This is a genomic window from Halomicrobium sp. HArcht3-1 (genome assembly GCF_058933345.1).
In genome coordinates this window covers 44,510-70,405 of record NZ_JBZYDM010000013.1, presented here as the reverse complement: position 1 = coordinate 70,405, position 25,896 = coordinate 44,510, and the positions used below count along the sequence as shown (strand labels likewise).

General features: G+C 64.8%; 29 protein-coding genes. 8 read left to right on the top strand and 21 right to left on the bottom strand.

Annotation, left to right across the window (positions count from 1 at the left end; genetic code table 11):
* The 3 genes from pstA to AC5FRW_RS17750 all read right to left on the bottom strand — a co-directional run.
* A partial coding sequence (gene pstA, locus AC5FRW_RS17760) for a phosphate ABC transporter permease PstA (RefSeq protein ID WP_493569797.1) occupies positions 1-1,595 on the bottom strand: 1,595 nt, incomplete at its 3' end.
* The gene (pstC, locus tag AC5FRW_RS17755) at positions 1,592-2,683 is read right to left on the bottom strand and encodes a phosphate ABC transporter permease subunit PstC (RefSeq protein WP_493569796.1); all 1,092 of its coding nucleotides are present in this window, start codon (positions 2,681-2,683) and stop codon (positions 1,592-1,594) included. The genes pstA and pstC, both read right to left, overlap by 4 nt.
* 39 nt (positions 2,684-2,722) lie before the next feature.
* Positions 2,723-3,901 (bottom strand): PstS family phosphate ABC transporter substrate-binding protein, encoded by a 1,179-nt coding sequence (locus AC5FRW_RS17750; RefSeq protein WP_493569795.1) that lies wholly within the window; start codon positions 3,899-3,901, stop codon positions 2,723-2,725.
* Between the two features lie 437 nt (positions 3,902-4,338).
* Between AC5FRW_RS17750 and AC5FRW_RS17745 the strand changes: the two genes are divergently transcribed.
* Both AC5FRW_RS17745 and AC5FRW_RS17740 read left to right on the top strand, forming a co-directional pair.
* Entirely contained in the window at positions 4,339-4,635 is a 297-nt protein-coding gene (locus AC5FRW_RS17745; protein WP_493569794.1) for a toxin-antitoxin system TumE family protein, read from the top strand.
* 6 nt (positions 4,636-4,641) lie between these two features.
* Positions 4,642-5,142: an HVO_A0114 family putative DNA-binding protein gene (locus tag AC5FRW_RS17740; protein ID WP_493569793.1), complete on the top strand. Its 501-nt coding sequence runs from the start codon at positions 4,642-4,644 to the stop codon at positions 5,140-5,142.
* A gap of 33 nt (positions 5,143-5,175) precedes the next feature.
* Here the strand turns inward: AC5FRW_RS17740 and AC5FRW_RS17735 are convergent, their stop codons facing one another.
* From AC5FRW_RS17735 to AC5FRW_RS17680, 12 genes are all read right to left on the bottom strand, one after another.
* Positions 5,176-5,745 (bottom strand): hypothetical protein, encoded by a 570-nt coding sequence (locus AC5FRW_RS17735; RefSeq protein WP_493569792.1) that lies wholly within the window; start codon positions 5,743-5,745, stop codon positions 5,176-5,178.
* Positions 5,742-6,122 (bottom strand): hypothetical protein, encoded by a 381-nt coding sequence (locus AC5FRW_RS17730; protein ID WP_493569791.1) that lies wholly within the window; start codon positions 6,120-6,122, stop codon positions 5,742-5,744. The genes AC5FRW_RS17735 and AC5FRW_RS17730 overlap by 4 nt, the downstream gene beginning before the upstream one ends.
* Positions 6,123-6,303: 181 nt before the next feature.
* Entirely contained in the window at positions 6,304-7,050 is a 747-nt protein-coding gene (locus AC5FRW_RS17725; RefSeq protein ID WP_493569790.1) for an MBL fold metallo-hydrolase, read from the bottom strand.
* A 58-nt stretch (positions 7,051-7,108) separates the two neighbouring features.
* A complete protein-coding gene (locus AC5FRW_RS17720; RefSeq protein ID WP_493569789.1) occupies positions 7,109-7,477 on the bottom strand; it encodes a rhodanese-like domain-containing protein in 369 nt (122 codons plus the stop codon).
* Between the two features lie 134 nt (positions 7,478-7,611).
* A complete protein-coding gene (locus AC5FRW_RS17715) occupies positions 7,612-8,169 on the bottom strand; it encodes an NUDIX hydrolase (RefSeq protein WP_493569788.1) in 558 nt (185 codons plus the stop codon).
* Positions 8,166-8,708: an NUDIX hydrolase gene (locus tag AC5FRW_RS17710; protein WP_493569787.1), complete on the bottom strand. Its 543-nt coding sequence runs from the start codon at positions 8,706-8,708 to the stop codon at positions 8,166-8,168. Before AC5FRW_RS17710 ends, AC5FRW_RS17715 begins: the two co-directional genes overlap by 4 nt.
* Entirely contained in the window at positions 8,705-9,166 is a 462-nt protein-coding gene (locus AC5FRW_RS17705) for a hypothetical protein (protein WP_493569786.1), read from the bottom strand. The genes AC5FRW_RS17710 and AC5FRW_RS17705 overlap by 4 nt, the downstream gene beginning before the upstream one ends.
* Positions 9,166-9,579: a DUF5809 family protein gene (locus AC5FRW_RS17700; RefSeq protein WP_493569785.1), complete on the bottom strand. Its 414-nt coding sequence runs from the start codon at positions 9,577-9,579 to the stop codon at positions 9,166-9,168. Before AC5FRW_RS17700 ends, AC5FRW_RS17705 begins: the two co-directional genes overlap by 1 nt.
* Positions 9,580-9,602: 23 nt before the next feature.
* Positions 9,603-10,025: a DUF5810 domain-containing protein gene (locus AC5FRW_RS17695; RefSeq protein ID WP_493569784.1), complete on the bottom strand. Its 423-nt coding sequence runs from the start codon at positions 10,023-10,025 to the stop codon at positions 9,603-9,605.
* Positions 10,026-10,083: 58 nt separating this feature from the next.
* Positions 10,084-10,578, bottom strand: a complete 495-nt coding sequence (gene rimI / locus AC5FRW_RS17690; RefSeq protein WP_493569783.1) for a ribosomal protein S18-alanine N-acetyltransferase — start codon at positions 10,576-10,578, stop codon at positions 10,084-10,086.
* A 441-nt stretch (positions 10,579-11,019) separates the two neighbouring features.
* The gene (locus AC5FRW_RS17685; protein ID WP_493569782.1) at positions 11,020-12,195 is read right to left on the bottom strand and encodes a GNAT family N-acetyltransferase; all 1,176 of its coding nucleotides are present in this window, start codon (positions 12,193-12,195) and stop codon (positions 11,020-11,022) included.
* 64 nt (positions 12,196-12,259) lie between these two features.
* Complete coding sequence (locus tag AC5FRW_RS17680) at positions 12,260-12,700, bottom strand: hypothetical protein (RefSeq protein WP_493569781.1); 441 nt, start codon at positions 12,698-12,700, stop codon at positions 12,260-12,262.
* 358 nt (positions 12,701-13,058) lie between these two features.
* On the opposite strand from AC5FRW_RS17680, the gene AC5FRW_RS17675 reads away from it, so the two are divergent.
* From AC5FRW_RS17675 to AC5FRW_RS17665, 3 genes are all read left to right on the top strand, one after another.
* Complete coding sequence (locus AC5FRW_RS17675; RefSeq protein ID WP_493569780.1) at positions 13,059-13,523, top strand: helix-turn-helix domain-containing protein; 465 nt, start codon at positions 13,059-13,061, stop codon at positions 13,521-13,523.
* Entirely contained in the window at positions 13,520-13,798 is a 279-nt protein-coding gene (locus tag AC5FRW_RS17670; protein ID WP_493569779.1) for a DUF7521 family protein, read from the top strand. Before AC5FRW_RS17675 ends, AC5FRW_RS17670 begins: the two co-directional genes overlap by 4 nt.
* A gap of 165 nt (positions 13,799-13,963) precedes the next feature.
* A complete protein-coding gene (locus AC5FRW_RS17665) occupies positions 13,964-16,555 on the top strand; it encodes an efflux RND transporter permease subunit (protein ID WP_493569778.1) in 2,592 nt (863 codons plus the stop codon).
* Between the two features lie 125 nt (positions 16,556-16,680).
* Here AC5FRW_RS17665 and AC5FRW_RS17660 read toward each other — a convergent pair whose 3' ends face one another.
* The 3 genes from AC5FRW_RS17660 to AC5FRW_RS17650 form a co-directional block, all read right to left on the bottom strand.
* On the bottom strand, positions 16,681-18,657 hold the full coding sequence (locus AC5FRW_RS17660; protein WP_493569777.1) for an aconitate hydratase: 1,977 nt from the start codon (positions 18,655-18,657) through the stop codon (positions 16,681-16,683).
* 169 nt (positions 18,658-18,826) lie between these two features.
* Positions 18,827-19,672 carry a hypothetical protein gene (locus tag AC5FRW_RS17655; protein ID WP_493569776.1) on the bottom strand — a complete coding sequence of 282 codons (846 nt, stop codon included), beginning with the start codon at positions 19,670-19,672 and terminating at the stop codon, positions 18,827-18,829.
* 432 nt (positions 19,673-20,104) lie between these two features.
* Positions 20,105-21,826 (bottom strand): histidine kinase N-terminal 7TM domain-containing protein, encoded by a 1,722-nt coding sequence (locus AC5FRW_RS17650; protein ID WP_493569775.1) that lies wholly within the window; start codon positions 21,824-21,826, stop codon positions 20,105-20,107.
* 200 nt (positions 21,827-22,026) lie between these two features.
* Between AC5FRW_RS17650 and AC5FRW_RS17645 the strand changes: the two genes are divergently transcribed.
* The 3 genes from AC5FRW_RS17645 (at position 22,027) to AC5FRW_RS17635 (ending at position 23,559) form a co-directional block, all read left to right on the top strand.
* The gene (locus tag AC5FRW_RS17645) at positions 22,027-22,491 is read left to right on the top strand and encodes a deoxyuridine 5'-triphosphate nucleotidohydrolase (protein ID WP_493569774.1); all 465 of its coding nucleotides are present in this window, start codon (positions 22,027-22,029) and stop codon (positions 22,489-22,491) included.
* A gap of 271 nt (positions 22,492-22,762) precedes the next feature.
* On the top strand, positions 22,763-23,029 hold the full coding sequence (locus AC5FRW_RS17640) for a HalOD1 output domain-containing protein (protein WP_493569773.1): 267 nt from the start codon (positions 22,763-22,765) through the stop codon (positions 23,027-23,029).
* A 137-nt stretch (positions 23,030-23,166) separates the two neighbouring features.
* Positions 23,167-23,559, top strand: a complete 393-nt coding sequence (locus AC5FRW_RS17635; protein WP_493569772.1) for a methylglyoxal synthase — start codon at positions 23,167-23,169, stop codon at positions 23,557-23,559.
* Here the strand turns inward: AC5FRW_RS17635 and queC are convergent.
* The 3 genes from queC to AC5FRW_RS17620 form a co-directional block, all read right to left on the bottom strand.
* The gene (gene queC, locus AC5FRW_RS17630) at positions 23,556-24,374 is read right to left on the bottom strand and encodes a 7-cyano-7-deazaguanine synthase QueC (RefSeq protein ID WP_493569771.1); all 819 of its coding nucleotides are present in this window, start codon (positions 24,372-24,374) and stop codon (positions 23,556-23,558) included. The two genes, AC5FRW_RS17635 and queC, sit on opposite strands and share 4 nt — an antisense overlap.
* Positions 24,367-24,999 carry a GTP cyclohydrolase I gene (folE, locus tag AC5FRW_RS17625; RefSeq protein WP_493569770.1) on the bottom strand — a complete coding sequence of 211 codons (633 nt, stop codon included), beginning with the start codon at positions 24,997-24,999 and terminating at the stop codon, positions 24,367-24,369. Before folE ends, queC begins: the two co-directional genes overlap by 8 nt.
* A gap of 113 nt (positions 25,000-25,112) precedes the next feature.
* On the bottom strand, positions 25,113-25,895 hold the full coding sequence (locus tag AC5FRW_RS17620) for a 7-carboxy-7-deazaguanine synthase QueE (RefSeq protein WP_493569769.1): 783 nt from the start codon (positions 25,893-25,895) through the stop codon (positions 25,113-25,115).
* Position 25,896: the final 1 nt, after the last annotated feature.

The window sequence follows — 25,896 nt, the reverse complement described above, 5'->3', positions numbered from 1 at the left end:
AGTTTCCTCCTGAAGTACAGTCTGCTGCCGACGCCGATGGCGTACAGCGCGATCACCACCAGCAAGAGTACGAGCGCGGTCCCCCAGCCGAACTCCTGGTTCGTGAAGATATCCTTGGGGAACACGCCGGCGGTGATCGTCGAATAGAGTTGGTAGGGCAGCGCGCTGGCCGGCGACAGCAGCGCCTCGTTGGTGATAAACGGTGGATTCGGCGTCAGCTGGAACGATCCCAGCACGTTCGGCGTGTTGCTCGGGTAGGGCGCGCCACCGAACACGAGCAAGAGCGGGGCGGTCTCACCGGCGATCCGACCGACGCCCAGGATCACGCCCGTGATCGTGCCGGGCATCGCCGCCGGCACCACCACCGACCGGATCGTCTGCCACTTCGTCACGCCAAGCGCCGCGCTCGCGTCGCGATATTCGTCGGGGACGGCCAGAATCGCCTCTCGGCTCGTAATCAAGACGAGCGGCAGGAGCATGAACCCGAGCACGAGCTGGCCGACGATGATCGAGTTCCCGCCGCTGATCCGTGGCACGAGGAAGGCCAGCCCGAACAGGCCGAAGACGATGCTCGGGGTCGACCACAGGCCGTTGGTCGCCACCTCGACGACCTGCGTGAAGCGCCCGCGTTCGGCGTACTCGGTGAGGAACACAGCCGCGCCGACGCCCAGCGGGACCGCGAAGAGGACGGCGCCGAAGACGAGCCAGAGCGTGCCAAGCGTCGCCGGGAGGACGCCCGGAATCTCGACGAACAGCCCGCCCGTAACGTTCGTCAGGAACGGGAAGCTCACCCACGGGATCGTAATACCGACCAGCGGGAGGGTCAGTTCGCCACCAGCGAGGGCTGCGCCGGTGAGCATCGTCTCCAGTCCGTTGACGACGATGAAACCGATCAACAGTAAGAGGACGGCGAGCATCCCGAAGACGACGGTGCCGATCAGCGCGAACGCGCCCGCCTCGCGGCCCTGCGCGCCGAATCCTTCCTTGGCCTTGGCCCCGCTCCAGACAGCCAGCAGCGAACCGAAGATCACGACGATGGGCACCAGTTCGCTGCCGGGGAACGACGCCGCCGTCCAGGCGGGGTCCCACGTCAATCCAGCGTCGAGCTGGCCCAGCGCGATCACGCCGCCCAGCAACGCCAGCACGAGACTGACCGGCACGGTCGAGCCGATGTCCTCGCGTGGGAGTATGCCGGCGAGGCTCCCTGCCGCGCCAAACAGGAGTGCCGCAGGCACCCACAGGAGCGTGCCCGCGCCAAAGAGCGTGGTCGCGAGCACGGCCCCGAGACCAGACCACAGCAAGCCGAAGACGACACCGACAGTGAACCCGGCGGTCTGTGAGGGGGTAGTGTCGAGCGCGTCCAGTCGGGAAGCGACGCCGATGGCGACCAGCCCACCGGCAGCGACGATCAGTGCAACGCCCAGCAGGGCCAGCACCGACAGGCCGGCGACGGTGGCTGCATGGTCGATCCACTGGAAGATCAGCGCCCACGACGCGACGAACGCGGCGAAGCTTACTCCGAGCACGCCGTAGGCCGCCAGTTCGCTCGTCGTCGATTCGCCGCTGTGTAAGGCAGTTCGAGAGACGTTACTCATTGTTCACCTCGGAGTTTCTGCTCCATGCGCCATTCGACGAACTGGGAACTGATCGACAGCACCATCACCATGAAAAAGAGGACGACACCACCGGCAAACAGCGCGCTCATCTGCAACCCACTGGCATTCCCGCCCTCGAAGGCGATGACGGTGGTCAGGGTTTCGCCGAAGTTCGAGAACACGTCGAAGACCGGCGTCGGGAACCCCTTCGTGTGAGAGAGCATCACCGTCGCAGCCATGGTCTCGCCCATCGCCCGGCCGATGCCGAGCAAGATCCCCGCAGAGATACCCGAGAGCGCGGCGGGGATGGTGACTGACTTGGTGGTCTGCCACTCGGTCGACCCCATAGCGAGCGAGCCGCTTTTCATGGCCTCTGGAACGGTCGAGAGGGCGTCCTCGGCGACGGTGACGATCGTCGGCAAGGCCATGATGCCGATCATGATGCCGGCCGCGAGGTAGTTGCCGATCGTCGGCGTGTTGAATTCGAGATAGAAGTACTGATTGACGATCGTCAGGCCGATGAAACCGTAGGTGATCGAGGGAATGCCGGCCATCAGCTCGATGCCGGGCTTGACGACTTCGCGCACGCGTGTCGGGGCCATCTCCGAGATGAAGATCGCACCGGCGACGCCCAGCGGTGCGGCGATGATCGTCGCGATGACGGTCGTGACGGCGGTCCCGGCCATCATCGGCGCGAGCGACCACACTTCGCCGCCCTGCCCACCCCAGAGACCGTCAGCTGGCTGAGTCTTGAACAGGATGTCCAGGCCCATCTGTTGGAAGACGGGGAACGCGCGCAACAGGAGGAACGAGATGATGAGCGCGAGGATGGCGACAGTGATGATCGTCATCAAAAACGTCATTCCCTTCGCGGCTTCGGCCTGGTAGCGAACCCAGCCGTAGCCGGCGGTCGCGAGGAAGCCAAACACTGGCAGGATCGTCCACTGGGAGCCAGTGAAAAACAGGACGAACGACAGTACGATCCAGACCGCTACCAGTCCGTGCATCAAAATCGCGCCGTCCTCTGTCCGGGACCGATAGTCGCGTGCGCGCTGTGTCAGCGCCTGTGGTTGGAACAGTTGTAGCATTGGTTGTCGTATACGGAAAACGGCAGTCAGAGCGGAGGGTTATTCGTACTTCGAGGCGGCGACCTTCTCACGCTGGGTTTCGAGGCGGTCGGCGGGGAGCTTGAAGTAGTTGTTCCCGGCGACGAAGATCTCCTGTCCGAAGTCGCTCAGACAGAAGTTGAGGAAGGCCGCTTCCTTCCGGGAGGTGTCCTCGTAGGTGTAGGCGTGCAGGTCACGCGAGAGGGGGTAGTCCTGCGCGCCGAGGTTCTTGCCGTACTCGTAGAGGGTGCCGTCGATTTCGAGACCGATCGTCGGCGTGCCACCCTCCTCGTCGACGAAGGCGAGTGCGATGTAGGCGATGGCGTTGTTGGCCTGGCCGACTGCCTGCTGAAGCTGCTGGTTCTGGCCGTAGCGCTGATCGGGGCTGATCGGCGCTTCGGGATCGCCGTAGACGTTGTTACGGAACGCGGTGTCGGTCCCGGAGCCTTCGGCGCGACCGAGCGCGAGGATGTCCCGATCCGGCCCGCCGACCTCACTCCAGTTGGTGAGTTCGCCCTTGTAGATCTGCTTCAGTTCGTCGAGCGTGATCTTCTCGACGCCGGCCTCTGCGATCTCGGGGCTGACGACGATGGGCTGGCCGTCGACGCCGACGACGTGGTCGACGAAGCCATCGAGACCCTCTGCATCTTCGCCGAGTTCGGACTTGGCCGAGGAACTGGCGTCACCGATGTCGACGCGACCCTCCATGACGCCCTCGATACCGGTCCCGGAGTGGGACAGAGCAATCGAGACACGGAACGGCGGGCTGGAGCGTTCACCGGTCGTCTCGTAGCCGTACTGAGAGCCGAAGTAGTCGGCCAGACGCATGTCGGTGCCGTACTCCTCGGCCCACTCGGAGGGCCAGTAGTCTTCGTCGCCGGCCTCGGGGTTGGAGTTCCAATAGCTGGAGGCCGTGTTCGTGATCGGGAACACGGTCGAGGAGCCGTCGCCCGTCAGGACGCTCGTGTCCATGCCGCTTGCCTCGGTCGCGGTGTCCTGGCTCGAACCACTGTTACCGGATTCGTCGCCGGAACTGTCACCGGAACTGTCACCGGAGCTGTCGCCCGAACTACCGTCACTGGAACCGCCGTCCGACTGGCTCGTACAGCCAGCGATCGCTGCGACGCTCGCACCACTGGTCGTTGCGATGAATTTCCGCCGCGATACCAAATCCGATAGTCGCGCTGACTCGCGTGTCATCACCAGAAAGGGGCCGGGGTAGTACTAAACTCGTTTATAATAGGGGTACTGGGTAGTATGTCCGGTCTATTTCAGTACCGATCTGTGGGGTGTCCCCTATAGAACTATATATCCGACTGTACTGCGGTCGCTCGGGCGGCCCACGGTGACGCCAGACCGACGCTCCTTTTAGCACACACGCGCTGCTATCAGCAGGTGGCAGTGACGAGCAGTTACCCCCACCGAGGCCCAGTTTCTATTAATAGAGTTCTCCGAGTAGTAGTCGGACGCGCGCAGATACTCGGCCCAGTATTGGTATTTTCGGACCGAAATCCAAATAGCACCGCGACAGTTTGCAGTACTGCCACTACCTATTGATCAGCGTTCGAGTGTTGGTGTCTAGCACCAACGATAACGGTTAAGTTCGTTGGCCCCATACACCAACATAGGTCGCACGAATGGGAGCGACGGTCGTCTACGAGGACTCCGGGACGTTCGACGACGGGACGCGGTACGAGATGATCGCGACCGAGATCCCGACGAGCGAGGACTACCCGGAGGGGATCAAATATCGATTCCAGTATATGGACGAAGACGGTCGAACCGTCCTGCGGTTCGACAACTTTCCCGACCATCCCGGCGTCGGGCGACACCACTACCACACGCCCGAGGGCGTCGACGACATCGAATTCACGAGTCTCAGAGAGCACGTCCGGCGGTTCTACGACGAGATGGACGCCCGCCGCGAGAGGTGACACCATATGACTGAAGAACCCACTGACACGACCTACGACCCCGAAACCGAATCGATAGCGATGGACGACAGCGAGGCGACCGCCGACTTTCTCGCCGATGTCGACCCGGCGGACTACCCGTCGGTGCTCCGGATAACGTCCGAGCCCGACGAATCGCATCGTCGGAATGCCCTCGACCGACTGGACCGCTGGGAGGCGGGCGAGGATGTCCCGCACGTCATCAACTTCGAAAACCCGAGTGACCTGCGGGCTCTGCTCACCGACCGGCGAGTCGAACTCCTCCGGAGTATCATGGCCGAACGACCGGAGAGTATCCGCCAGCTCGCCGACCGCGTCGACCGCGATGTCAAGACGGTTCACGACGACCTGCAGGTGCTCGGCGAGTACGACATCGTCCACTTCGAACAGGCCGGCCGAGCCAAACGCCCGTTCGTGCCCTACGAGACGATCGAGGTGACCCTAGAGATTTCGACGCCGTCAGGTTCCGACGACATCGCTCGCGCGTGAGGGAGCACCGGTACTCACATCAAAGAGTCTGCATTAGCCGAGCTGATCGAGCAACTGCGCGACGTAGGGGCTGTCGCCCCAGCTTCGGTGCGGACTGATCGTCCGAATTAGCGCGCGTGCCTCCTCGGCGCTCATGTGGCCGTCCCGCGCGTAGTCACAGAGCAAGCGAGGCGTCGGGACGATCCGCGGCCCGGCCAGCGCGGCGTGGACGAGCGCGAAGTTGTTCCCGCCGAACTCGTCCGTGAGGAAGCCGTCGGCGTCGATCGCGTTCGCGAGGACGATCTCGTCCGTCTCGCCGTCGTCGAGTCCGAACGTGGGGCGTGACTCCGGTGTCTCTGAGCGCTCATACGGATCGTCGACATCGTAGTGGGATCGCGCCGCGAGGACGTTGTGAGCCGCCGCGTGGATGTCGCTGTACTGAGCGATCTCCCGCAGTTCGGTGACGACCGACGGCGGGATCGAAACCTCACACGAGGTCAGCACGTACTGGAGCGGGTCCGGCTCCGTCGCTGTGTCGTACGTCTCGTCGGCGCTGGGGACGGCGAGGCTGACGAGCGCGCTCGTGTCCGCGACGACCGTCCGCAGGCGTGGCCGGCCACTCATCGCTCGTCTGTCGACTCGTCGGCCATGTCGGGCTTCACGGACCGCCGCTCACCGTCGTAGATGTCGGTGTCTTCGGGCTCAGCGAGGTCGTACGGCTCCCCGTCGAGGTCGGCTTTGAGGAGCCGAAACCGCTGGGCGGTCTCGGGGTCGACGAGCCGCTTGACCGTCTCGAACGCCAGTTCGTCGTCGTAGTACCGTTCGGCGACGAGTTCCTGAAACTGGTCGCTGTGGGCGGTCTCGTCGATGTACTCGCGGATCGCTTCGACGAGCAGGTCGGTCCGGTCCGTGCCGAACAGATCCGCGATGGCGTCGAGTTGCTCGACGAGGGACTCGGGCGACTGGAAGTGGACTCGTCGAGGATCGTCACTCGCGCTCATGCTATGTGCATATTCTGCACACGAATTGAAAAGGGTTGCGTCGGTCTGCACAAGTCTTGCACACAGAGCCGTCACCGATAAACGAGTTTTTCACCCGTGGCGGGCTACGGGTGGATGGTGGCAGTGACGAGCAGTTACCCCCACCGAGCCCCGTGTGACGAGGGATTTTCCCGAGCCACCCTTACTGTTCGTCGAGGACGACAGGCACGCCAGCGGCGGCCACATCGGCTGCGAAGGCCCGAGAGTCCGTCGAGAGCGTCGAAAAGGTGTTGTAGTGGACGGGGAGCACGAGGTTCGGTTCGATGGTCGCCGCGAGCGTGGCGGCCTCGTGGCGGTCCATCGTAAAACGCTGGCCGATCGGCGGGCAAAAGAGCGACACGTCGATCGATCGATGGCCCGGCAGCACGTCCGTGTCGCCCGGCCAGAAGGCACGGGTCCCCTCGACCTCGGCGAGGAAGCCACAGCCAAAGCCTTCTGGGTGGTAGGGCGTGCCGTCGGGGCGAGTGTGGGGACCGTCGGCTTCGTTGTACGCCGGCGTCGACCACAGTGCTACGTCGCCGACGGTGATCGCGGCGCTGTCGTCGACGCTGCGGACCTCGTATGGAAGCTCCGAGGGCGGCAGGAGGCCGCGCTCGCGGGCCTGCTCGTCGATTGTCTCGTAGACGACGACCGTCGCGTCCGCGTTCGCGACGCGGTCGATGCCATCGGGGTCGTAGTGGTGGACGTGGCTCACGCAAACGAGGTCGCCGTCCTGAGCGCGGTAATCTTGCCCCGGCGGATGGCGCAGGTCCTCGTCGTCGGGGTCCCACTCGCCCGAGAGGACGCCGTAGCGGCCCGGATCGAAGTACACCGTCGTCTCGTCACCGGCGAGGCGAATGGTGGCGTAGCCGAGCCACTCGACGGTGAGACCCTCGTGGTGGACAGTCATTACCAGAAGGAGGGTGATACAGCCACATAAGTCGGCTGTTCGCTGGCGAGCGAGGAGATCAGAACGGTGCGTCGGGTCCCTCGTCCGCGGGAGCCGCGTCGCTCTGGGCGACGCCACCGCTCTCGACCGGGCCGTCCCACCCGGACAGCCCGGGTGCGAAACTCTCGACGCGCCCGTCGAACCCCTCGTAGGAGGCGATCAGACGGGCAGCCTGCACGCTGGATTTGCCGTGGGGACAGACCGTGATCACCCGCTCGTCGCCCTCGAACCGCTCGATATCGTCGACGAGTTGTTGGAGCGGGACGTTCTCGCTGCCGGGGATGTGCCCGCGCTCGTACGACCGGGGTGACCGGATGTCCACGACACGAGCCTCGTCGCCGTCGTCCAGAATCGACGCCAGTTCCTCGTGGTCGATTTCGCCGTCCATCATCGCCTGCTGGGGGCCCGAGCAGTATACGCCTCACGGTCTCGGCGACGGTCATACGGATTGGTGTAGATCTGTACCGGATCGACCGCACGACTGCGTGCGGTCGACCGGGTAAACGGCGACAACAATCCGTATCAGAGCAGTCCGTCCTCGCGGGCGAGCAGCAACGGGAGGAACTGGACGCCGTGGACGACCGGCGAGGCACGGATCGCGTCGATGGCGTCGTCGACCGGGACGCGTTCGACAGTCAGGTACTCGCCGTCGTCGCGGTCCGGGTCGCCCGGTTCGAGATCGGTCGCGAGGTAGGCAGTGCAGTCCGCCCGTACCCAGGCCTCCGCACGGAACTGCTCGATCTCGGTCAGCTCCCCGGCGCGGTAGCCGGTCTCCTCGCGGAGTTCCCTGACCGCTGCGTCGCGCGGTCGTTCGTCGGGTTCGATGCGACCCGCCGGACAGGCAAGCGAGGTCCCTTCGAGCTGTGGCGAGTACGTCTCCACGAGGACGACCTCGTCGTCGATCACTGGGACGACGACGGTCACGTCGGCAGGGTCGATCCAGTAGTAGTTCGCGTGCTGACCGTCCGGTCGCTCGACCACGTCGTAGCCCGCATCGAAGAAGTCGTTCTGCCAGACGACGACACGGTCGTGGACCGGCCAGTCGTCGGTCTCGTCGACCGTCCGGGTGTCGTCACTCACAGCAGGCCCTCGGCCCGTGCGAGCAGAATGCCCTCGATGGTGGCGTCGTTGGCAGGTTCGGAGCGGGCCACGTCGAGTGCGTCTTCGATGGGAACGGTCGTGACGGTGAGGAACTCGTTGTCGTCGAGATTCTGGTCGACCGGTTCGAGTCCCTCGGCGAAGACGATGCCACGGCGGTGTTTGAGCACGCCCGTCGAACACGAGAAGTCCTCCAGCAGCGAGACGCCGGCGGCCTCGAAGCCGGTCTCCTCGCGCAGTTCGCGCCGGCCGGCCTCGGTGTAGGACTCGCCGTCTTCGACGATGCCGGCGGGCAGTTCCAGACACTGCTCGCGGATCGTCGGGCGGTACTGATCGACCAAGAGGAGTTCGTCGTCGGTCCGGGCGACGACGACCACGGCGTCGGGCAGTTCGGCCCAGTAGTAGTCCTTTTCCGTGCCGTTGGGTTGCTCGACGCGGTCGTAGCCGCCGGTGTACCAGCCGGTCTCGTACTCGACTTTCGATTCGATGACGGGCCACTCGTGGGTCCGGTCGGGGCTCATGGTCGCTCCTGTGTCACGCCGACGCGATAAAGCGTGTCGTTGTCGAGCAGTCTGACCGCCTCGCCGTCGGCGGCGGTCGGCGTGCGCTGACGCATCGACGACAGTTCGTCGAACGGCGAGTGGGTGAACGCGCCCTTGAGTCCCAACGGCCCTTTCCAGTAGGGGTCAGAGTAGCCGGTCCGGTTCGGGCCGGCGTCGGCGAGCGCACCCGTCGTGAACGGGTGGGTCTGGGCCGAGAGCAGACTGGCGTTGACCGCCGTCGCGTTCGGCCCGGTCGTGACGGTCACGTTCCGGTCGGTCGTGGCCGTCGCGTTCGAGCCGTTCACCGTCTCGATGGGAGTGGCACTGACGTAGTAGGGATCGCCGCTCTTGAGCAAGGACGGCACTGCGCCGAGTGCGAGAAAGAGCACGAGGACGACAGCGATACCGAGCAGGAGATTGCGAGTGACCGCCCGCATCACACCACGTCCTCGTAGATGCGGGCGACCGCCTGTCGGCGCAGGGTGGCGACGGCGGCGTCTTCCTCGTTCTGAAACGTCGCGGCCAGCGCCTGCTCGGCGAAGGGCGGGGCGTGCCAGACGACGCCATCGACGTTGTCGGCACCGAGGACCTCGACGGCGGTGTCGGCCGACTCGCGCCACGCCTCGAACTCCGCGCGCGTGCCGACGGTGACCTGTAACTCCTCGCCGAACATGGCTTCACGGGCCGTCTCGACGACATCGCTGGTGACGCGTTCGCCGTACTCCTCGCGGTCGAAATCCATCGACTTCGCGACGGCCTTGACGACCACTTGTGCGGTCGATCCCAGTGCCTCGTAGCGGTCGCTGGCTTCCTCGACGGTGTCGGGCAACAACGTCCCCTCGGTGTGCATACCGTCGCTTGGTCGCTCGGAAACTACTCGGTTTCGTTGTCGCTCGTCTCTCCCTCGTCTGCTGGCTCGCCGTCGCGCATCGACTCGGTCAGTTCGCGGGCCTCGCGCAGGATCGATTCGGCCTCGTCGTCGAGCGAGCCACTCCCCCGAGCGCGGGCCTGCTGGGTGTCGACGCCGTGATCGTGTGCGCCCTCGTGCTGGTGTTTGCCGTGGTCGTGTCGGTGAACACCGCTCTCCTCGAACACCTGCGGAAAGTCGGTCTCCTCGGCGAGTTCGACGACCGCCTCGGCCAGTTCGGATTCGCCGTGTTGCCCCCAGCCGGGGACGTGTTCGTCGAGCCACTCGGCGTGGTCGTCGCCACCGGTGATCGCGGTGAACGCGAGATGGTTCGCCAGATGACCGGCGTCGGCCTGCGGGGTCTCACAGACGGGACAGGCATAGCCCATAGGAGAGAAGATGGCCCGAAAACGGATAGGCGTTACAGATTCGCCGCCAGTGCTCCCCTCACTCGCTGTCGAGTGCCCGAATCATCACCAGCGCGTCCTCGCCGTTCCCGTAGTAGTTGGGGATCGTTCGCTGGTGTTCGAACTCGAAGTCACGATACAGCGAGATGGCGACTTCGTTGGTGATACGCACTTCGAGTTTGATCGAGCCAGTACCGGCATCTTCGAGCACGTCGACGGCCTGAGCCAGCAGTGTGCGGCCGACGCCGTCACCTCGATAATCCGGCGCGACGGCGATGTCTTTGATGTGGCCCAGCGGCGTCCCGTGGTTGGGAATCGTGTCGGCGACGACGTAGCCAAGCAGGACCGACACGTCGCTGTCGTCGTCCGCAACCGCGACCAGAAAGCCCGGTTCGCCGACGTAGCTCTCGAACGCCGAGAAAGGCCAGGGCTGGGGGAACGAGGCCTTCTCGATCCGGTGGATCGCCAGCAGGTCCGAACGGGTCGCAGGCCGAACGGTCGGCGGTTCCGTGTCGCTGGCCGGGACAGTCGTCACTCTCTCAACTACGAAGTGGGTTTACTAATGGATGACGGCCCGGCGGACATTCGGGCGTACAACGGCCGTGCGCGCGCCAGCAGTGACGAACGCAAGTGGCAGCAAAGTGCTGTTTCCCCTGAAACTACGATAATTAATTACACAACATGTTCTATCCTGTGAACGGGACACACTCACCCCGGCAGGCCAAAAGATTCTTACCTATCATCCGCTTAAGACTAATCGCACCCACTGGGTGCTACCCCCACATCCCCCCAACCATCCCACCCCACTTTCGTTTTCGCGGTGGGACGATAGAGACCACCAGCCGTCGCTTCGTGACCGGATTCGCCGCCCTCGATAGTGACAAAATCGGTCACAGAGTGAGCCGATAGTGTGACAGTACGTTCGAAGCGTGTCTCGACCTGGGCGTCACCCAGACCTCGAAGGTAGCCGAGAGTCTCAGAAGAAGTCCGTCACGAACACGTCACGCGCCGGGAACGTCGATTCGAGTGCAGCGACTGCGTCGGCCGTCGCATCGAGACGGGCGCGCTCGGCGGCTGTCTGGATCGAACTCGTTCCCACGTACAGTTGTGACAGGACGGCAACGTCGACCGCCAGCCCCGCCCCGGAACCACTCTCGGTGCCGGCATCGTCGAGGGGCGTACAGGTGAGATCGGTCTCGACCCGAAACAGGCCATCGTTGTCGGGGATCAGCGGGTCGGACACCGCGATGGTGACGGTGTCGGTCGGTGCCCGATCGATCGGCAGCGCCTCGATCGCAGCGACCACGTCGACGATGCGCCCGCTCGCGCCGGGGACGGTCGATAGCTCGACGGCGTCGGGATCGGCGGCCTCGAAGAGTAGCCGACGCTCGTCGGGACAGGTCCACTCGACCCTGTCGGCCTGTGGTTCGTGCCGGTCGAGGAAGGCGAGCAACTGCTGGCGAGCGGTCTCGGTCCGGGCGACCAGTTCCGCGACCTGCATGACATCGGCGTCCCGGTCGAGCGTGTAGACGACGTACCCGTCCGGTTCGTCGGCCCCCTCGGGCGTAAAACAGTAGGCCCACCGGTCGGTGAGGACGCGCTCGCGCCACCACTCGGGAGTGCGCCGAAGGGCCAGTTCGTACTGGCTAGCGTAGTCGGCCCAGACGGCGTCGAGTCGGTCGATGTCGGCGGCGCCCACACGCTCGAACGACCCAGCGACGCTGGGGTCGCCCATCGTGTCCGGTGGAAACGCGTACTCGGTGTGCGAATCGACGAGACCCCAGCCGTGGCGGCGATAGTACGCGATCGACGCGGGCCACAGGAGCGCGTAGGGCAGGCCACGGTCGGCAAACTCGGTGAGGGCCGCCCGGAGGAGTCGCCGTCCAAAGCCCTGTCCGCGTGCCTCCGGCGGCGTGACGAACCCACGGACGCCGCCGACGGGTCGCCACTCGTCGACGAGGCGAACGTCGATCTCCATGAGCGTACAGATCGACCGGAACTGTCCGTCGACGACGTAGGCCCACCGCTCGCCCAGTTCGTCGGGCACGTCGTCGCCATCGTAGTCGGGGACGCCACCCTCGCCCCAGACGTGATCTTTGATCTGCTGGTGGCGTGCCCGCTCGTCCTCGGTGATCGGTCGGAACGTTCCCATACGTCGATTCTCGTGGGCGAGCGTATCAAGATTCGGGCGGAGAGACGCCGGAAAGCGAGCGAGTCTAGAGAAGCCCGGCGAGGAGCAAGAGCGCGAGCGACGCGAGGCTCCCGGCCAGAAACCACGGGCGGGCGTTCGTCGCGGCCCGTGTCGCCGACCCGTCCGCTGGCAGCCCGACGAGCTGGCGGAAGCCACCGGCGAGGACGACAGCGAGGAGCAGCCACAGGCCGACCATCGCCAGGACGAGGTGGCCGCGCCCGGTCGACTGGAGTCGCTCGGCCGTGTACAACGTCCCGGCGAGGTGCCCGCCGGTAAACAGCAACGCGAGGACGGAGACGATCGTCAGCGACCGAAACCGGCGGGTGATAAAGGAGAGTGCCTGCGTCGAGAGCCACTCGTTGCGGGCTGCCGGCAGCACGGCACCGGCGAGGACGAGCGTGCCGCCGGTCCACAGCGCCGCGAAGATCGTATGGACGGCGAGGACCGCGTCGAGCGACGACACCATCACAGCCCCTCCAGTCGCGGTGTCGAGTGCCGCGAAGCCACGTCCGGCAGGCGGACGGCAGTGCGAGAGAAGGCGGTACGTGTTCGAGCGGATCGGTCGCGGGTGATCGCTGCAGGTGTCATCGTCACCGACACCGACGACACGTCGGAGTAAACAACGGCGGAAGCGTCCCAGAACGTGGGACTGCCTCTCGACGGCGCGGCGTCGGGCGACGAGTGGCCCGGTTGACAGGCCGGCTGTCAAAGCACCTGCTAGTCCAGCGATCTGGGAACACCCGATATCCCTATACGAGCATGGGAACAACACGGAAACAGTCGACTGGGACCGCTGGCGCTGGGCGAACCACGAGTACGACACCATGGCAGACGAATACGGCATCCAGAACCGCCTCTCGCTGATACCGAGATGGACACACACACCGGACACGGCCACAGAAATGGCTCGAAATGACGACGAGAAGACCGACGAGCCGCCCGTATCAGCGGTGCTTGCATCGCTCGACGACGAGAAGTGCAGAGCGGTGCTGGCGGCACTCCACGAGCCAAAGTCCGCGACCGAACTACAGGGCGAGTGTGAGCTCGCGAGTTCGACGGTGTACCGAAAGCTCGAACAGCTCCGGGAGTCGGCCCTCGTCAGGGAGTACACCGAAGTCCGCCGGGACGGGCCGAACGCGACACTGTACGAGCGTGATTTTACCGACATCTCGATCAGTATCGACGACGAGGAAACGTTTCGCGTCGCGATCGATCGACCCGAAAGAGAACCGGACGATCCGGAAGACCGGATGGCGACGTTCTGGTCGGAGATGAGGAAGGAGTCATGATCCCCGATCTCGTCGTCGTCCTCGGGGTCGTCAAGATCGCCGCTCTCGTCCTCGGTGGCGTCGTCTCGCTGCTCGCCTATCGGGCCTACCAGCGTACCCAGATCGAGGGGCTTCAGTACTTCGCGATCGGCCTGCTGGTCATCACGATCGGGACGTTTCTGGTCGGCGTGTTCCATCACCTGCTCGGAATCCCGAGCGTGCAAGGAATGTTGTTCGAGAGCCTCATCGTCTGTGCGGGCTTTCTCGTGATGATCTACGGTCTCTACGGGTACTGAGTATATCGGCGGGATGGCCGGCGCTCGCGGTTCTCCCACGTCGTGGGACGCCTCCACTCTTCCTTATCACTGTACCGCGGAGACTGTGGTAATGAACGGTTCCACAGCGCGAACTCGTCGACTCGCCACCGAACGTCGCCCAGCAGACAGCGGCGGTGACTGGCCGTGAGTCGAACGCTGCCACAGCGGTACGCGGCCGCACTCGTCGCTCGGCGAAAGCTCGTGATCGGACTGGTCCTCGTGCTGACGGTGCTGGTCGGTGCCGGCGCGGTCGTCGGCACCAGCACCGACGGCGCGATCGGACAGGCGGGCATCGACTCCGAGGAACAGGCGGCACTCGACGAGATCGGGGCGACGTACGGGACCGACGACGCGATGGTCACCCAGATCGTCGTCAGAGACAAGGGCGGTGACGTTCTCACCCGCGAATCGCTGCTTGCAAGCCTCCGCCTCCAGCGGTCGATCGTTCGGGACGACGCCATCGAAGCGGCGCTTCGGCCGGAATCGGGGATGGTCGGGCTGGAAAACGTCGTCGGGCAGGCGGCCGTCCGACAGGATCGAGCGGCACAGGACGGCAGCCACGACTCGACGGCGAGCGGTCGATGGGAACAGTCCCCAGCGCCGACGCTCGACGAGCAGATCGCAGCACTCGAAGCACGTTCGCCCGCGGAAGTCGAGGCGCTCGTCGCGCGAGTGCTCGACCCGGCCGTGCCCACGCCCGGCCGCGATCCGGCCGCGTTCCTCCCGTCGGAGTACGAACCGGGGACGACGCGCGCCGACGCCAGACTCACGCTCGTCTTCCAGACCGCCGAGTCCGATGGCGCGAGCGAGACGCCGGAAGCCGCCTACGACGCGCAAGTCGCTATCGCGTCACTCGTCGACGACCGCTTCGACGACGCGTTCGTCTTCGGACAGGGGATCGTCGACGACGCCTCGGGGCGGGCCATCGGCGATAGCTTCCGCCTCGTCGCACCCGTCGCACTGGTCGCCCTCCTGTTGGTCCTCGGGATCACCTACCGCGATCCGGTCGACGTGCTCGTCAGCGTGTTCGGCATCGGCGTGGTCCTGGTGTGGCTGCAAGGCATTCAGGGCTGGCTCGGTATCCCGTCCAGTTCGATCCTCATCGCCGTCCCCTTCCTGCTCGTCGGGCTGAGTGTCGACTACTCGCTGCACGTCATCATGCGCTATCGCGAGGCCCGGACGGGCACACGCGACGACGACACAGGGACCGATGATGAACACTCACCGACCGCTGCCATGCGATCGGGGATGAGCGGCGTCGTCGTCGCGCTGGCAGCCGCCACCTTCACGACCGGCATCGGGTTCTTCTCGAACTACGTCAGCCCGCTGGCCTCGATCCGGGACTTCGCGCTCCTGAGCGCCGCCGGGATCGTCGCGATGTTCGTCGTCTTCGCCGGACTAGTGCCGGCCGTCAAACTCGAACTCGAACGGTTCCTCGCCGGTCGCGGCCGAGACCGACGGCAGGCCGCCTTCGGTGTCGGGACGGGACCGGTCGGCACCGTCCTCTCGGGCGTCGCGACGCTCTCGAATCGGCTGCCGATCGTCGTACTGATCGTCGGACTGGTGGTCGCCTCCGCGGGTGCGTACGGCGCGACCGGTCTGGAGACGGAGTTCAACCGGGCCGACTTTCTCCCGGAAGACGCCCCCGAATGGACGGCGTCACTCCCGGAAGCGATCGCGCCCGGCGAGTACGACATCCGCGAAGACCTCGCGTACCTGAGCGACACCTTCCGAACGCGCGGAGAAGGGTCCGAAGCCCAGATTCTGATACGCGGGAACGTGACTGATCCGGCACTCCTCGACGCGGCCGACGACGCCGCGAGCACGGCCCCACAGAACGGAACCATCTCGATGCGGGCCGACGGCACTGCCGCCGTCCAGAGTCCGGCGACCGTCCTCCGGGGCGTCGCTGCCCGGAACCAGACGGTCGCCGACGCGATCGCAGCGCGGGACACGGACGGCGACGGACTCCCCGACGAGGACGTGACGGCGGTGTACGATCTCGTCTATCGCACCGCACCGACGCAGGCGTCGGCCGTGCTGTTCCGCACCGACAGTGGGTCGTACGCGTCGGCCCGGGCGATCGTCGGCGTCGACAGCGACTCGTCGGCCCAGTCGATCGCTGGCGACGTTCGACAGGTAGCCACCGAGATCGAAGCGGCCGCACCGGTCACTGCCATCGCGACGGGCGGCCCGGTCGTCACCGCCGTCGTCCAGACGGCGCTGTTCGAGACGCTCGTACAGGGGTTCGCGATCACGCTGGGCGTGATTCTTCTCTTCCTCCTCGGCCTGTACTGGTGGCGTCGGCGCACGCCCGGCCTCGCCGTCGTGACCCTCACACCGGTCCTGGTCGCGCTCGCGTGGGTGCTGGGCGCGATGGCGCTGCTCGACATCCCGTTCAACAGCGAGACGGTCGTCATCACCAGCCTCGCCATCGGTCTCGGGATCGACTACAGCATCCATCTCGCCGAACGGTTCGTGGACGAACGCGAGCGACACGACTCGCTCGACACGGCGTTACGGACGGCCGTGGCCGGGACCGGCGGAGCACTGCTCGGGAGCGCAACGACGACGGCAGTGGGCTTTGGCGTCCTCGCTCTCGCGATCTCGCCGCCGCTCCAGCGCTTCGGGATCGTCACCGGGCTGAGCATCGTCTTCGCGTTCGTGAGCTGTGTCACCGTGTTACCGAGCCTGCTCGTCGTTCGCGAGCGCCTGCTCGACCGGCGGCGACGCTGACGGCGTCTCGATGTCCCGACCGCTGTCGAAACGGGCGGGGACGACACATCTCTCGCGATCGACGGATACCGACGTTCCAGCAGCTAGCCAGTCGTCGAAAGAAAAGCGCAGCGAGGGGTCTCCCGTTAGTCGTCTGCGGGTGCAGCGCCGCTGTCGCTATCGTGCTGCTGTTTCGTGTGGGAGAGTTTCCCACCGTCGGCGAGGAACCGGCGTTCACGCTCGGAGGCGTCCAGCGCCGCGGTGGCCTCCCAGTCGTCGTTGACGCGGATCGTGAACTCTTCCTCACCGGACGCGACTGCCTCGGCCACGTCGGTGACGATCTCGATCTCGTCGCCCTGGTCGATCTGGGCGTAGGTCTCCTCGTCGATCTCCAGCGGGACGATGCCGAAGTTGAACAGGTTCGCCTTGTGGATGCGGGCGAAGCTCTGTGCGAGGACGGCGTCGATACCGAGGTACATCGGGCACAGGGCCGCGTGTTCGCGCGATGAACCCTGACCGTAGTTCTCGCCAGCAACGAGAACGCCGCCGTCGTTGTCCTTGGCGCGCTGGGCGAAGGTGTCGTCGACTCGCGAGAGCGTGAAGTCGCTCAGCTTGTCGATGTTCGAGCGGAACTTGAGGATGTCCGCCGTCGCCGGGATGATGTGGTCGGTGGTGATGTTGTCCTCCATCTTGAGGAGCGTCTCACCCTTGATGTCCGGCCCGAGCGGGTCCTTCAGTGGCACGTCGCCGATGTTGGGGCCCTTGATGAGCTCGTCGTCGACGGCCTCGTCGGGAGCGATGAGGTCGGACTCGGAGTTCTCGATGTACTGGTCGGGGAGTTCGATGCCGGGCGCTTCGAGGTCGCCCAGTTCCTCGGCGAGGTTGCGCGGGTCGACGATTTCGCCGGCGAGTGCCGCCGCGGTGGCGACCTCGGGCGAACAGAGGTAGACCGAGTCGTCCTCGATCCCGGAGCGACCCTCGAAGTTGCGGTTGAAGGTTCGCAGCGAGACCGAATCGGAGGCCGGGACGTGACCGATGCCGATACAGGCACCACACGTCGCTTCAGAGAAGTTGACACCGGCGGCCATCATCTCGGCGGTCCAGCCCTGACGGGCCAGCATCTCGGATGCGACCTTCGAACCGGGTGCGACGATCATCTCCGTTTTCTTGTCGACGTTGCGGCCTTCGAGCATCTTCGCTGCCGGGAGGATGTCCTCGTAGGCACCGTTCGTACAGGAGCCGATCATGACCTGCTCGACGTCGACGCCCTCGACTTCCTCGACGGGAACGACGTCGTCGGGCATGGACGGCTGTGCGATGAGTGGTTCCAGATCCGAGAGATCGACGACGATCTCGTCGGCGTACTCGGCGTCCTCGTCGGGCTGCAGCTCGACGTACTCCTCCTCGCGGCCGACGCGAGAGAGGTAGTCCTTCGTGTTCTCGTCGGTCGGGAAGATCGACGTGGTCGCACCGAGTTCGGTGCCCATGTTGGTGATCGTCGTCCGCTCGGGGACGGTCAGGGTCTCGACACCGGGACCGGTGTATTCGAGCACCTTGCCAACGCCGCCCTTGACCGAGAGGCGACGGAGCAGTTCGAGGATGACGTCCTTGGCGGTCGCCCACTCGGGCAGTTCGCCTTCGAGGCGGACGTTGACGACTTCGGGCATGTCGACGTAGTACGCGCCGCCACCCATGGCGACGGCAACGTCGAGGCCACCCGAACCGATGGCGAGTTCACCGAGGCCACCGGGGGTCGGGGTGTGGGAGTCCGATCCCAGCATCGTCTTGCCGGGCGCGGCGAAGTTCTCCTTGTGGACGTTGTGACAGATACCGTTGCCCGGGCGCGAGAAGTGTGCGCCGAAGGTGCCGGCTGCAGAACGCAGGAAGCGGTGGTCGTCCGTGTTCTTGAAGTCGAACTGGTAGGTCTGGTGGTCGCAGTACTGTGCGGCCAGTTCCGTCTGGACCTCTTCGAGGCCCAGTGCTTCGAACTGGAGCCACACGAGCGTCCCGGTCGTGTCCTGTGTCAGGACCTGGTCGATCTCGATACCGATCTCCTCGCCAGGCGTCAGCTCGCCTTCGACGAGGTGATCGTCGAGGATTTTCTCCGTGAGCGTCTGTCCCATAACGTCTGTTGGTCGACGGCGCGCGCCTATAAATCCAGTGTATCGAAGCTGAACCGCGCTCCCGACCCGTGTCGCGAGTCCAGGCACTCATACGGACGGTTGTCGTTGCGTCACAGTGAGCGCCGTAATGGGGGAGACGCTCACCGGTACAGCGCTACAACCGTCCGTATCACTGGCGCCGCCAGGCATCGATATCCAGTGCGACCAGACCGCGGACGATCGTCGCTCGCTCGTCGTCGAACGAGGCCGTGATCTCTTCGACAGTCTCGCGCCACGTTCGGAGCTGGTCGGCGATTTCGTCTTCGGACAGCAGCGCTACGGCGTTCCATCGCTCGCGTCGGCCGTCGTCGAACTGCAATCGGTCGTGGACGAAGTGATCGTGCTTGTAGATCGTCCGCCCGAGCCGTGCCGCATCGTCGACGGCCCCGTCGTCTGCATCTGCTGCCAGCGCTGCGAGCCCGGTCAGGGCACCGTAGAGGTTCGATTGGCGGTCGAGCAGCGCACGGTAGGTCTCGGCCGACGGTTCGGTGGTCCGTTCGAGCTGTGGGGCCGTCACGAGGCGCTCGATTCGCTGGGCCCAGAAGGTCGACGCTTCGGGGTGGATCGCAGCGAGTCGCTCGTGAATCCGGGGGAGCAGCAACTGGCTCGTCAGGATCGCCTCGTCGTCTCGGTCCGAAGCCACGTCGCCGTCGACGGCGTCGTCGAGGATATCGTAGTACTCCTGAGACAGGATAGAGAGGTCGAGCAGCGCGTCCAGTGTCGACTCGTCGGTTCCGAACTCCCGGTACACCTGCTCGGTTAGGAGCGCGCTGTCGGTTTTGGGCCTGCGCTGGCGCTTCGGAAAGAGGTCGTTCGGCGTGAACGCGCGGTCGTACACGAACTGCGCGGCCTCCGTCTCCTCGTACGTCGTCAGTATCGCTTCACAGCGCTCAAGCGCGCGTCTGCGCACGCGCTGACCAGCGGTCTCTAGGGCCTGCTCTTGCTCGGGGCTCAAATCGGACGGCCACCCGCGCATCGGGCCGAGGTACCGCCACCACAGGTATGAGTGTGTTGGTGCCAGCCGGGTCGTCGCTGTCGCTCCGGTCAGAGCCTTTCCCGTCTCACACAGGGTTCCGACGCCGCCAATTCGACAGTGAACGGGTCAGAAAAAGAATCGTTCGTGTCGATAGTTCGCTAGCCCGTGGGAGAGGTTCGCTGCCTAGCCCCACATGCCGAGGGACGCGACGAACTCGTCCTCGTCGTCCATGCGCCGTTCGAGGTCGTTGATGAATGCCGGTTCTGCCGCCTTGTGGTTGCGCATCTCTGACATACTACAGATGTCATCTTACGCTGCCACTATATATAATTTATTCAATTAACAATAGTGAATGGTTGCCGCGCCACAGTGATCCCGATGGAGGTCTCGTCGAGGAGACGCGACGTGGAATGGCTTTGCGCTGTGTGTGGGTCATTGCTGGTCGGCCTGTTGGGCTGTGTGAGGGTCGTCACCAGCTACGATTGGAACCGTCAACGTGACCACAGTGCCGTCGTCGATCCGAAAGGAAATGTCACCGTTCAGACGGTCGGCCCCCCACTTCGCGAGCCAGAGACCGATACCGCTACCGTGGTCGAGAGCCGTTTCCTCCGGCTGGTCGAGTACCGCGTACTCGTTCCGTGGGATGCCGGGACCGTCGTCGGCGATCCTGATCGAGAGCGTCTCCTCGTCGACCGTGGTCGAGAGACGGACCGCTGGCCCCGCGTCCGTCGCATCCTCTGTGTCGGATCTGCCGTGCTTGATCGCGTTCTCCAGCAGTGTCGACGTGACCAGTCCGAGCGTCGTCGTATCGACCGTGACAACAGCACCGTCCGGTACGTCGACCTCGACCGGCACCGCTTCCGTCTCGGACCGAACGTTCTCGACGAGACGTTCGAAGAACGCGTCCACGGGCACCGTCTCCATCGGAGGATCGGCCTCGCTGAAGTGGGTCTCGATCTGCTGGGCCTTTTGGGCCTGTGCGACGAGTTCGTCGGTTTTGCGCAGGATCTTGTCCGCGTGGTCTGCCATCTCCGGCGATCCCTCCTCGAAGATCGCCCTCGCAGACGCCTGCACGACAGTCATGTCGTTGCGAAGGTTGTGCCGTAACACTCTATTGAGTACCGAGAGTCGCTGTTTGCGGTCCCGCTGGGCGGTCACGTCACGAACCACGACTGCCCGCCCGATCACACGGTCCCGGACTCCTTCGACAGCCGATGTCGTCACCTCCAGGCTGTTCCCGCCACAGGCGATATTCACGGGCTGGGGCTGGTCCTCTACCCCCCGGAGCTCCGGGTGTACGTCGTCTACCGGCGCTCCGAGGACCGACCCGCGGTCACAATCGAACAGTCGACAGGCACCGTCGTTGATCGAGACGACTGTCCCGTCCGTCTTCAGCACGATGATACCTTCGCTGAGGCTCTGGACTGCGGCCGTCGTTCCGAGGTTGCGTGTCGCCGGTGTGAGATCGAGGATGCGATGTCGGAACAGTCCGTACCCGAAGGCAAGCGTGAACACCGACAAGCCGATCGGAAACGGCGGGAGCACCCGTTCGAGATCCGGGCCAAACGCGGTCAACAGCCCGCCGGCCATCGGCGCGACCGTCCCGATAAGTATCCAGACGACTTGCCCCGAGAACAGCGATCCCCCTCTGCGAAGCATTCCGAGGACGAGGGCGAGGCCGACAATAAACAGCGTATAGCTGTACAGCAACGCGAGGAAAGCGAGCGGCCCCGGGTCAGTGACGAACGCGACACGGCCCGCCTGTCTGCTGACCTCGAACGTCCAGTACAGATCGTTGTACTCCATCGCGACAAGCGACAGGGTCGATACGATCGGCACCGAGAACAACAGTAGCGTTCGCCTCCGCGTCAGGAGTTCACCGTAGCCGACATACGAGAGGATGAAACAGAACCAGACGACCGGGACCGTAATGTACAGCACCGTCCCGGCCCATTCGACGACGAACAACACGAGCCACGGACTCCCGACTAACTGGAGTGTATCCATGACGATGAGGAGTGCGCTGATCGCTGCTACGCCGGTGAACCAATCGGCACCTGGCTCAGAGCGGTATCTGAACGCCAGCACTGCGAGCCCCGCGGTCAGCGAAGCAGTAAACAACAGGAACCCAGCGACCGCGGACGTGTTCAACATAGCAGAACGGGTAGTGATTCGGACGCGGAAATAATAGGCTTGGGCACGGAATTCGAAATTTGATACTGCCGATCTGCCCCGCAACGTCGGACCTCTCGCCGGAGACCAAGGGATCACCCTGTCACGACGGCTGTCGCCGGACGGAGCGGGGCCACACGGAACTGAGAAGGCTCTTTATCATGCTCCCGAATCGATGTCATATGTACAAGAGCGGACGGTTCGTCGCCGAGGCCCTCGGTGATCTGCGAGCCGAGCAGGTCCAGCCAAACGGCGTCGATCTGACACTCGGATCGGTGTTCGAACAGGTCGAACCCGGTCGGATCGAGCGCGGTGACAAGACCGTCGGCGAGCGAACCGAACTGTCACCCGACAACGGCATCTATCGACTCGAACCGGGCGCATACATCGTCGAGTACGGCGAGCGCGTCGCCGTCCCGGAGGGCCACGTCGGATTCGTCTACCCGCGGTCCTCGTTGCTGCGCAACTCCTGTATGCTCGATACGGCCGTCTGGGACGCCGGCTACGAGGGCCGTGGCGAGGGGCTGCTGGAGGTCCACCACACGATCGAACTGGAGACCGGTGCCCGCATCGCACAGTTTGTCCTGACCGAGGCCGCCCACGAGGAGACGTACGAGGGCGACTATCAGTACGAGAACCTCGATTGAGCCTGCCTGTGCGAAAGAACTATGGTGTGCGTCCGAGTACCATACAGGTGCATCACTTCGGAGGTGATGCCAGGGCAGCATCCGTATACCGTACAGAGCGAGCGCGGACCGCTGCCAGGATTCGTCAGTCTGGTCACAGGGTCGTGACGCGCTGCCTGCGTCCGACCCACTTTCCGTTCGACAGGCCATCGGTAGTCCCGACGTGAACGGTTACTTCAGGATCTGAAACCGCCCGTAGCCGGTTATATACGACAGTGTTCAATGTGTACGTATGCATTCGGACGACGGGACAGTGTACATGATGCAGGGGGAAGAGGGGGACGAGTGGGTCAGTCCAGCACCGGCACGCGACGTGATCGTCGAGGCGCTGGTCGAAACCGGCGACGTGACGCAGTCTGCGATCGGTGAGCTGTCGAGCTACGTCGACCGCGGGGCGCTCAGAGCGGTCCTCGACGGCACCGAGCCGTCGGTGACTTTCACCGTCGAAGGCCACGACGTGACCGTCACCAGCGACGGCGACGTGCGCGTCGACGAGTGATACGGACGGTTGTAGCGATATACCCGTGAGCGTCTCCCCCATGGCGACGCTCACCGGGACGCAACGACAACCGTCCGTATGAGGGGCGCGCCAGAGCGACCAGACCACCTTTGTCCAAGCGGCGTGCATCGACAGGCATGACACGCGTCGCACTCATCGCACACGACGAGAAAAAGCCCGACATCATCGACCTCGCACAGACCTACGAGTCGCTCCTGCAACAGTTCGACATCGTCGGCACAGGAACGACCGGCAAGCGCATCATGGAGGAGACCACGCTGACGGTCGACCGCAAGGAGTCCGGGCCACTGGGCGGCGACACGCAGATCGGCACCGAGGCCGTCGAGGGTCGCCTCGACGGGATCGTCTTCCTGCGCGATCCGCTGACCGCCCAGCCCCACGAGCCGGACATCTCTGCGCTCCTGCGGATCTGTGACGTCCACGACGTGCCGCTGGCGACGACCCGGACCGGCGCCGAGTACCTGCTGAACGGACTGGCCGACGACATCGACTTCCCGGTATCGGATTAGTCGGTGTAGTCGGGCCGTTCGGCGTACTCGATGGGGTCGCGTTCGCCGAGATTCTGGAACGCTTGCAGGCGGAACGCACAGGCGTCACACGTCCCGCAGGCGGGCGGCGCGTCGCGGTAGCAACTCCACGTGTCCTCGTAGGGCACGCCGAGTTCCAGTCCGCGCTCGGCGATGTCGGTCTTTGCCCACTCGACGAATGGCGCGACCAGTTCGATCTCGGTGTCGGGTTTCGTTCCCACGTCGATCACCTGCTGGAAGGCGTCGAAGAAGGCGGGCCGACAGTCGGGGTAGCCCGAGAAGTCCTCGGAGTGGGCACCGATGAAGACGGCCCCGCAGTCGTTGGCTTCGGCGTAGGAGACGGCCATCGACAGGAGGTTGGCGTTCCTGAAGGGAACGTAGGAGGTCGGGACCTCGTCGCTGTCCAGATCGGCGTCGGCGACGGCCATCTCGTCGTCGGTCAGCGACGACGCGCCGATAGCAGCGAGGTGCTCGGTCTCGACGTGGAGGAAGTCCGCGGCATCGACGTGGTCGGCCAGTGCCTCGGCACACTCGAACTCGGTATCCTCGGTGGCCTGCCCGTAGCTCGTATGGAGGAGATACAGGTCGTCGTAGCCTCGTTCGATGGCTTCGTAGGCCGCGGTCGCGCTGTCCATCCCGCCCGAAACGAGTATCACGGCGCTGTCGTCGGCCGTGGGTGCGGCGTCAGTCGACGAGGGGTCGTCCGTCGTCTGTGGATCGTCGGTCGACGGGCCGCTGGCAGTCGATCGGTCGTCGCCACTGGGCGTGTCGCCGGTCGTGGATTGCTCCTCACTCATGGTTGGTGATCGCGTCGGTGAATCGGTCGCGTTCGGGGGCGGTGGGTGTCCCGACGACCGATCTGGTGGTGGTCGTGGTCGCGGTCTCGATACCGCGCATCGCCTCGCACATGTGGGTCGCCTCGATCTCGACCAGCACGGCCCCGGCGTCGAGTTCGGCGGCCAGTCCGTCGGCGATCTCCTGAGTCAGTTGCTCCTGCATCGAGGGCTGACGGGCGCGCCAGCGGACGTACCGCACGAGCTTCGAGAGACCGATCACGGTCTCGTCGGGCCGGTAGGCGACGTGTGCGGTCCCGTGGTAGGGGAGCAGATGATGCTCGCAGAGGCTGTAGACGGGGATACCGGTCTTGACGACCAGTCCCTCTTGGTCGCTCTCGAAGGTCCGCATCGTCGGCTTGTCCGTCTCGCGGTAGGCCTCGCTGAACGTCTCGAACACGTCGGGCACCCGGCGCTGCCAGGTGGCTTCCAGCCCGTCGGCTTCGGGATCCTCACCGATCGCTTCCAGCAGGAGGCGCGTCCCTTCCTGTGCTTTCTCCCAGTCGATACTGTCGTCGTGGCCCACCGGCGGCCCAGTCGTCGCGTCCGTGTCGCCCGCCGGCTCGCCGATCGTTGTTTCGTCGGTCATCGTCGGATCTGTCGTCGTGTCGTCATCGTGTCGTCGATCATCGTGTCGTCATCGTCGAATCTATCCTCTGGCAGGTCGTCATCCGGTCGATCATCGTCGAAGATGTCATGTGATCAGGTCCCCGGGGCGTCGTTCCACAGGTCGACGTGGAGCCGCGGCGTGTATCGATAGCCATACTCCATGGCGAGGTCGGCGACGACCTCGCGGGTCTCGTCCAGTTGCTCGCGGGTCTGTCCCTCTGGCATCAACAGCACGTCGGCGTCGTCGATCGTCGTCTCGGTCCGGTCGCGCAGGCGCTCGATCAGCTCCTCGACCTCTGGTAGATCGTCAGGACCTGTGACGACGAACTTCAGCTGACTCTGATACCGATCCACGAGCGTCGCCAGCGCCTCGTCGTCGAGGCGGCGCTCCTCGTGACGGTCGGCCCACTCGCCGTCGCCCTTCGGATCGCGTTCGGCGGTCGGCGTGCTGGAGGCCAGTTTGGGGCTGATACTCGCCAGATCGATCGGCGCGTCGACGGCGATGGTGCCGTTGGTCTCGACGGTGGTGTGGTAGCCCCGCTCGTCGAGTCGTTCGAGCAGCGCGACGCTTTCCTCGTGCATGAGTGGCTCGCCGCCGGTCAGCACGACGTGGTCGGCGTCGTAGCTCTCGATCTCGGCGACGATCTCGTCGACACCGAGCCACGCGTGACTCGGTTCCCACGACGTGTGGTAGGAGTCACAGAACCAGCAGCGAAGGTTACAGCCGCTCGTGCGGACGAACACCGACGAGACGCCAGCGAGTGTTCCCTCACCCTGCAGCGAGTAGAACAGCTCGTTGATCGGCAATGCGTCGGCGTCCGGGCGGTCGTCGGCACCCTCGATTGCCCCGGTACCCGGGTCGGCGTTGACCGGCATA

What these genes read in the sequence shown, in the direction of transcription:
- AC5FRW_RS17750 (WP_493569795.1), bottom strand. Translation starts at nt 3,901, where the DNA reads ATGACACGCGAGTCAGCGCGACTATCGGATTTGGTATCGCGGCGGAAA.
- AC5FRW_RS17710 (WP_493569787.1), bottom strand. Translation starts at nt 8,708, where the DNA reads ATGAGCCCCGACCGGACCCACGAGTGGCCCGTCATCGAATCGAAAGTC.
- AC5FRW_RS17660 (WP_493569777.1), bottom strand. Translation starts at nt 18,657, where the DNA reads ATGGGACAGACGCTCACGGAGAAAATCCTCGACGATCACCTCGTCGAA.
- AC5FRW_RS17705 (WP_493569786.1), bottom strand. Translation starts at nt 9,166, where the DNA reads ATGCGGGCGGTCACTCGCAATCTCCTGCTCGGTATCGCTGTCGTCCTC.
- AC5FRW_RS17670 (WP_493569779.1), top strand. Translation starts at nt 13,520, where the DNA reads ATGATCCCCGATCTCGTCGTCGTCCTCGGGGTCGTCAAGATCGCCGCT.
- AC5FRW_RS17735 (WP_493569792.1), bottom strand. Translation starts at nt 5,745, where the DNA reads ATGAGTGGCCGGCCACGCCTGCGGACGGTCGTCGCGGACACGAGCGCG.
- pstC (WP_493569796.1), bottom strand. Translation starts at nt 2,683, where the DNA reads ATGCTACAACTGTTCCAACCACAGGCGCTGACACAGCGCGCACGCGAC.
- queC (WP_493569771.1), bottom strand. Translation starts at nt 24,374, where the DNA reads ATGAGTGAGGAGCAATCCACGACCGGCGACACGCCCAGTGGCGACGAC.
- AC5FRW_RS17655 (WP_493569776.1), bottom strand. Translation starts at nt 19,672, where the DNA reads ATGCGCGGGTGGCCGTCCGATTTGAGCCCCGAGCAAGAGCAGGCCCTA.
- AC5FRW_RS17695 (WP_493569784.1), bottom strand. Translation starts at nt 10,025, where the DNA reads ATGGGCTATGCCTGTCCCGTCTGTGAGACCCCGCAGGCCGACGCCGGT.
- AC5FRW_RS17635 (WP_493569772.1), top strand. Translation starts at nt 23,167, where the DNA reads ATGACACGCGTCGCACTCATCGCACACGACGAGAAAAAGCCCGACATC.
- AC5FRW_RS17675 (WP_493569780.1), top strand. Translation starts at nt 13,059, where the DNA reads ATGGCAGACGAATACGGCATCCAGAACCGCCTCTCGCTGATACCGAGA.
- AC5FRW_RS17680 (WP_493569781.1), bottom strand. Translation starts at nt 12,700, where the DNA reads ATGGTGTCGTCGCTCGACGCGGTCCTCGCCGTCCATACGATCTTCGCG.
- folE (WP_493569770.1), bottom strand. Translation starts at nt 24,999, where the DNA reads ATGACCGACGAAACAACGATCGGCGAGCCGGCGGGCGACACGGACGCG.
- AC5FRW_RS17620 (WP_493569769.1), bottom strand. Translation starts at nt 25,895, where the DNA reads ATGCCGGTCAACGCCGACCCGGGTACCGGGGCAATCGAGGGTGCCGAC.
- AC5FRW_RS17745 (WP_493569794.1), top strand. Translation starts at nt 4,339, where the DNA reads ATGGGAGCGACGGTCGTCTACGAGGACTCCGGGACGTTCGACGACGGG.
- AC5FRW_RS17720 (WP_493569789.1), bottom strand. Translation starts at nt 7,477, where the DNA reads ATGGACGGCGAAATCGACCACGAGGAACTGGCGTCGATTCTGGACGAC.
- AC5FRW_RS17650 (WP_493569775.1), bottom strand. Translation starts at nt 21,826, where the DNA reads ATGTTGAACACGTCCGCGGTCGCTGGGTTCCTGTTGTTTACTGCTTCG.
- AC5FRW_RS17685 (WP_493569782.1), bottom strand. Translation starts at nt 12,195, where the DNA reads ATGGGAACGTTCCGACCGATCACCGAGGACGAGCGGGCACGCCACCAG.
- AC5FRW_RS17645 (WP_493569774.1), top strand. Translation starts at nt 22,027, where the DNA reads ATGTACAAGAGCGGACGGTTCGTCGCCGAGGCCCTCGGTGATCTGCGA.
- AC5FRW_RS17740 (WP_493569793.1), top strand. Translation starts at nt 4,642, where the DNA reads ATGACTGAAGAACCCACTGACACGACCTACGACCCCGAAACCGAATCG.
- AC5FRW_RS17640 (WP_493569773.1), top strand. Translation starts at nt 22,763, where the DNA reads ATGCATTCGGACGACGGGACAGTGTACATGATGCAGGGGGAAGAGGGG.
- AC5FRW_RS17725 (WP_493569790.1), bottom strand. Translation starts at nt 7,050, where the DNA reads ATGACTGTCCACCACGAGGGTCTCACCGTCGAGTGGCTCGGCTACGCC.
- AC5FRW_RS17700 (WP_493569785.1), bottom strand. Translation starts at nt 9,579, where the DNA reads ATGCACACCGAGGGGACGTTGTTGCCCGACACCGTCGAGGAAGCCAGC.
- AC5FRW_RS17730 (WP_493569791.1), bottom strand. Translation starts at nt 6,122, where the DNA reads ATGAGCGCGAGTGACGATCCTCGACGAGTCCACTTCCAGTCGCCCGAG.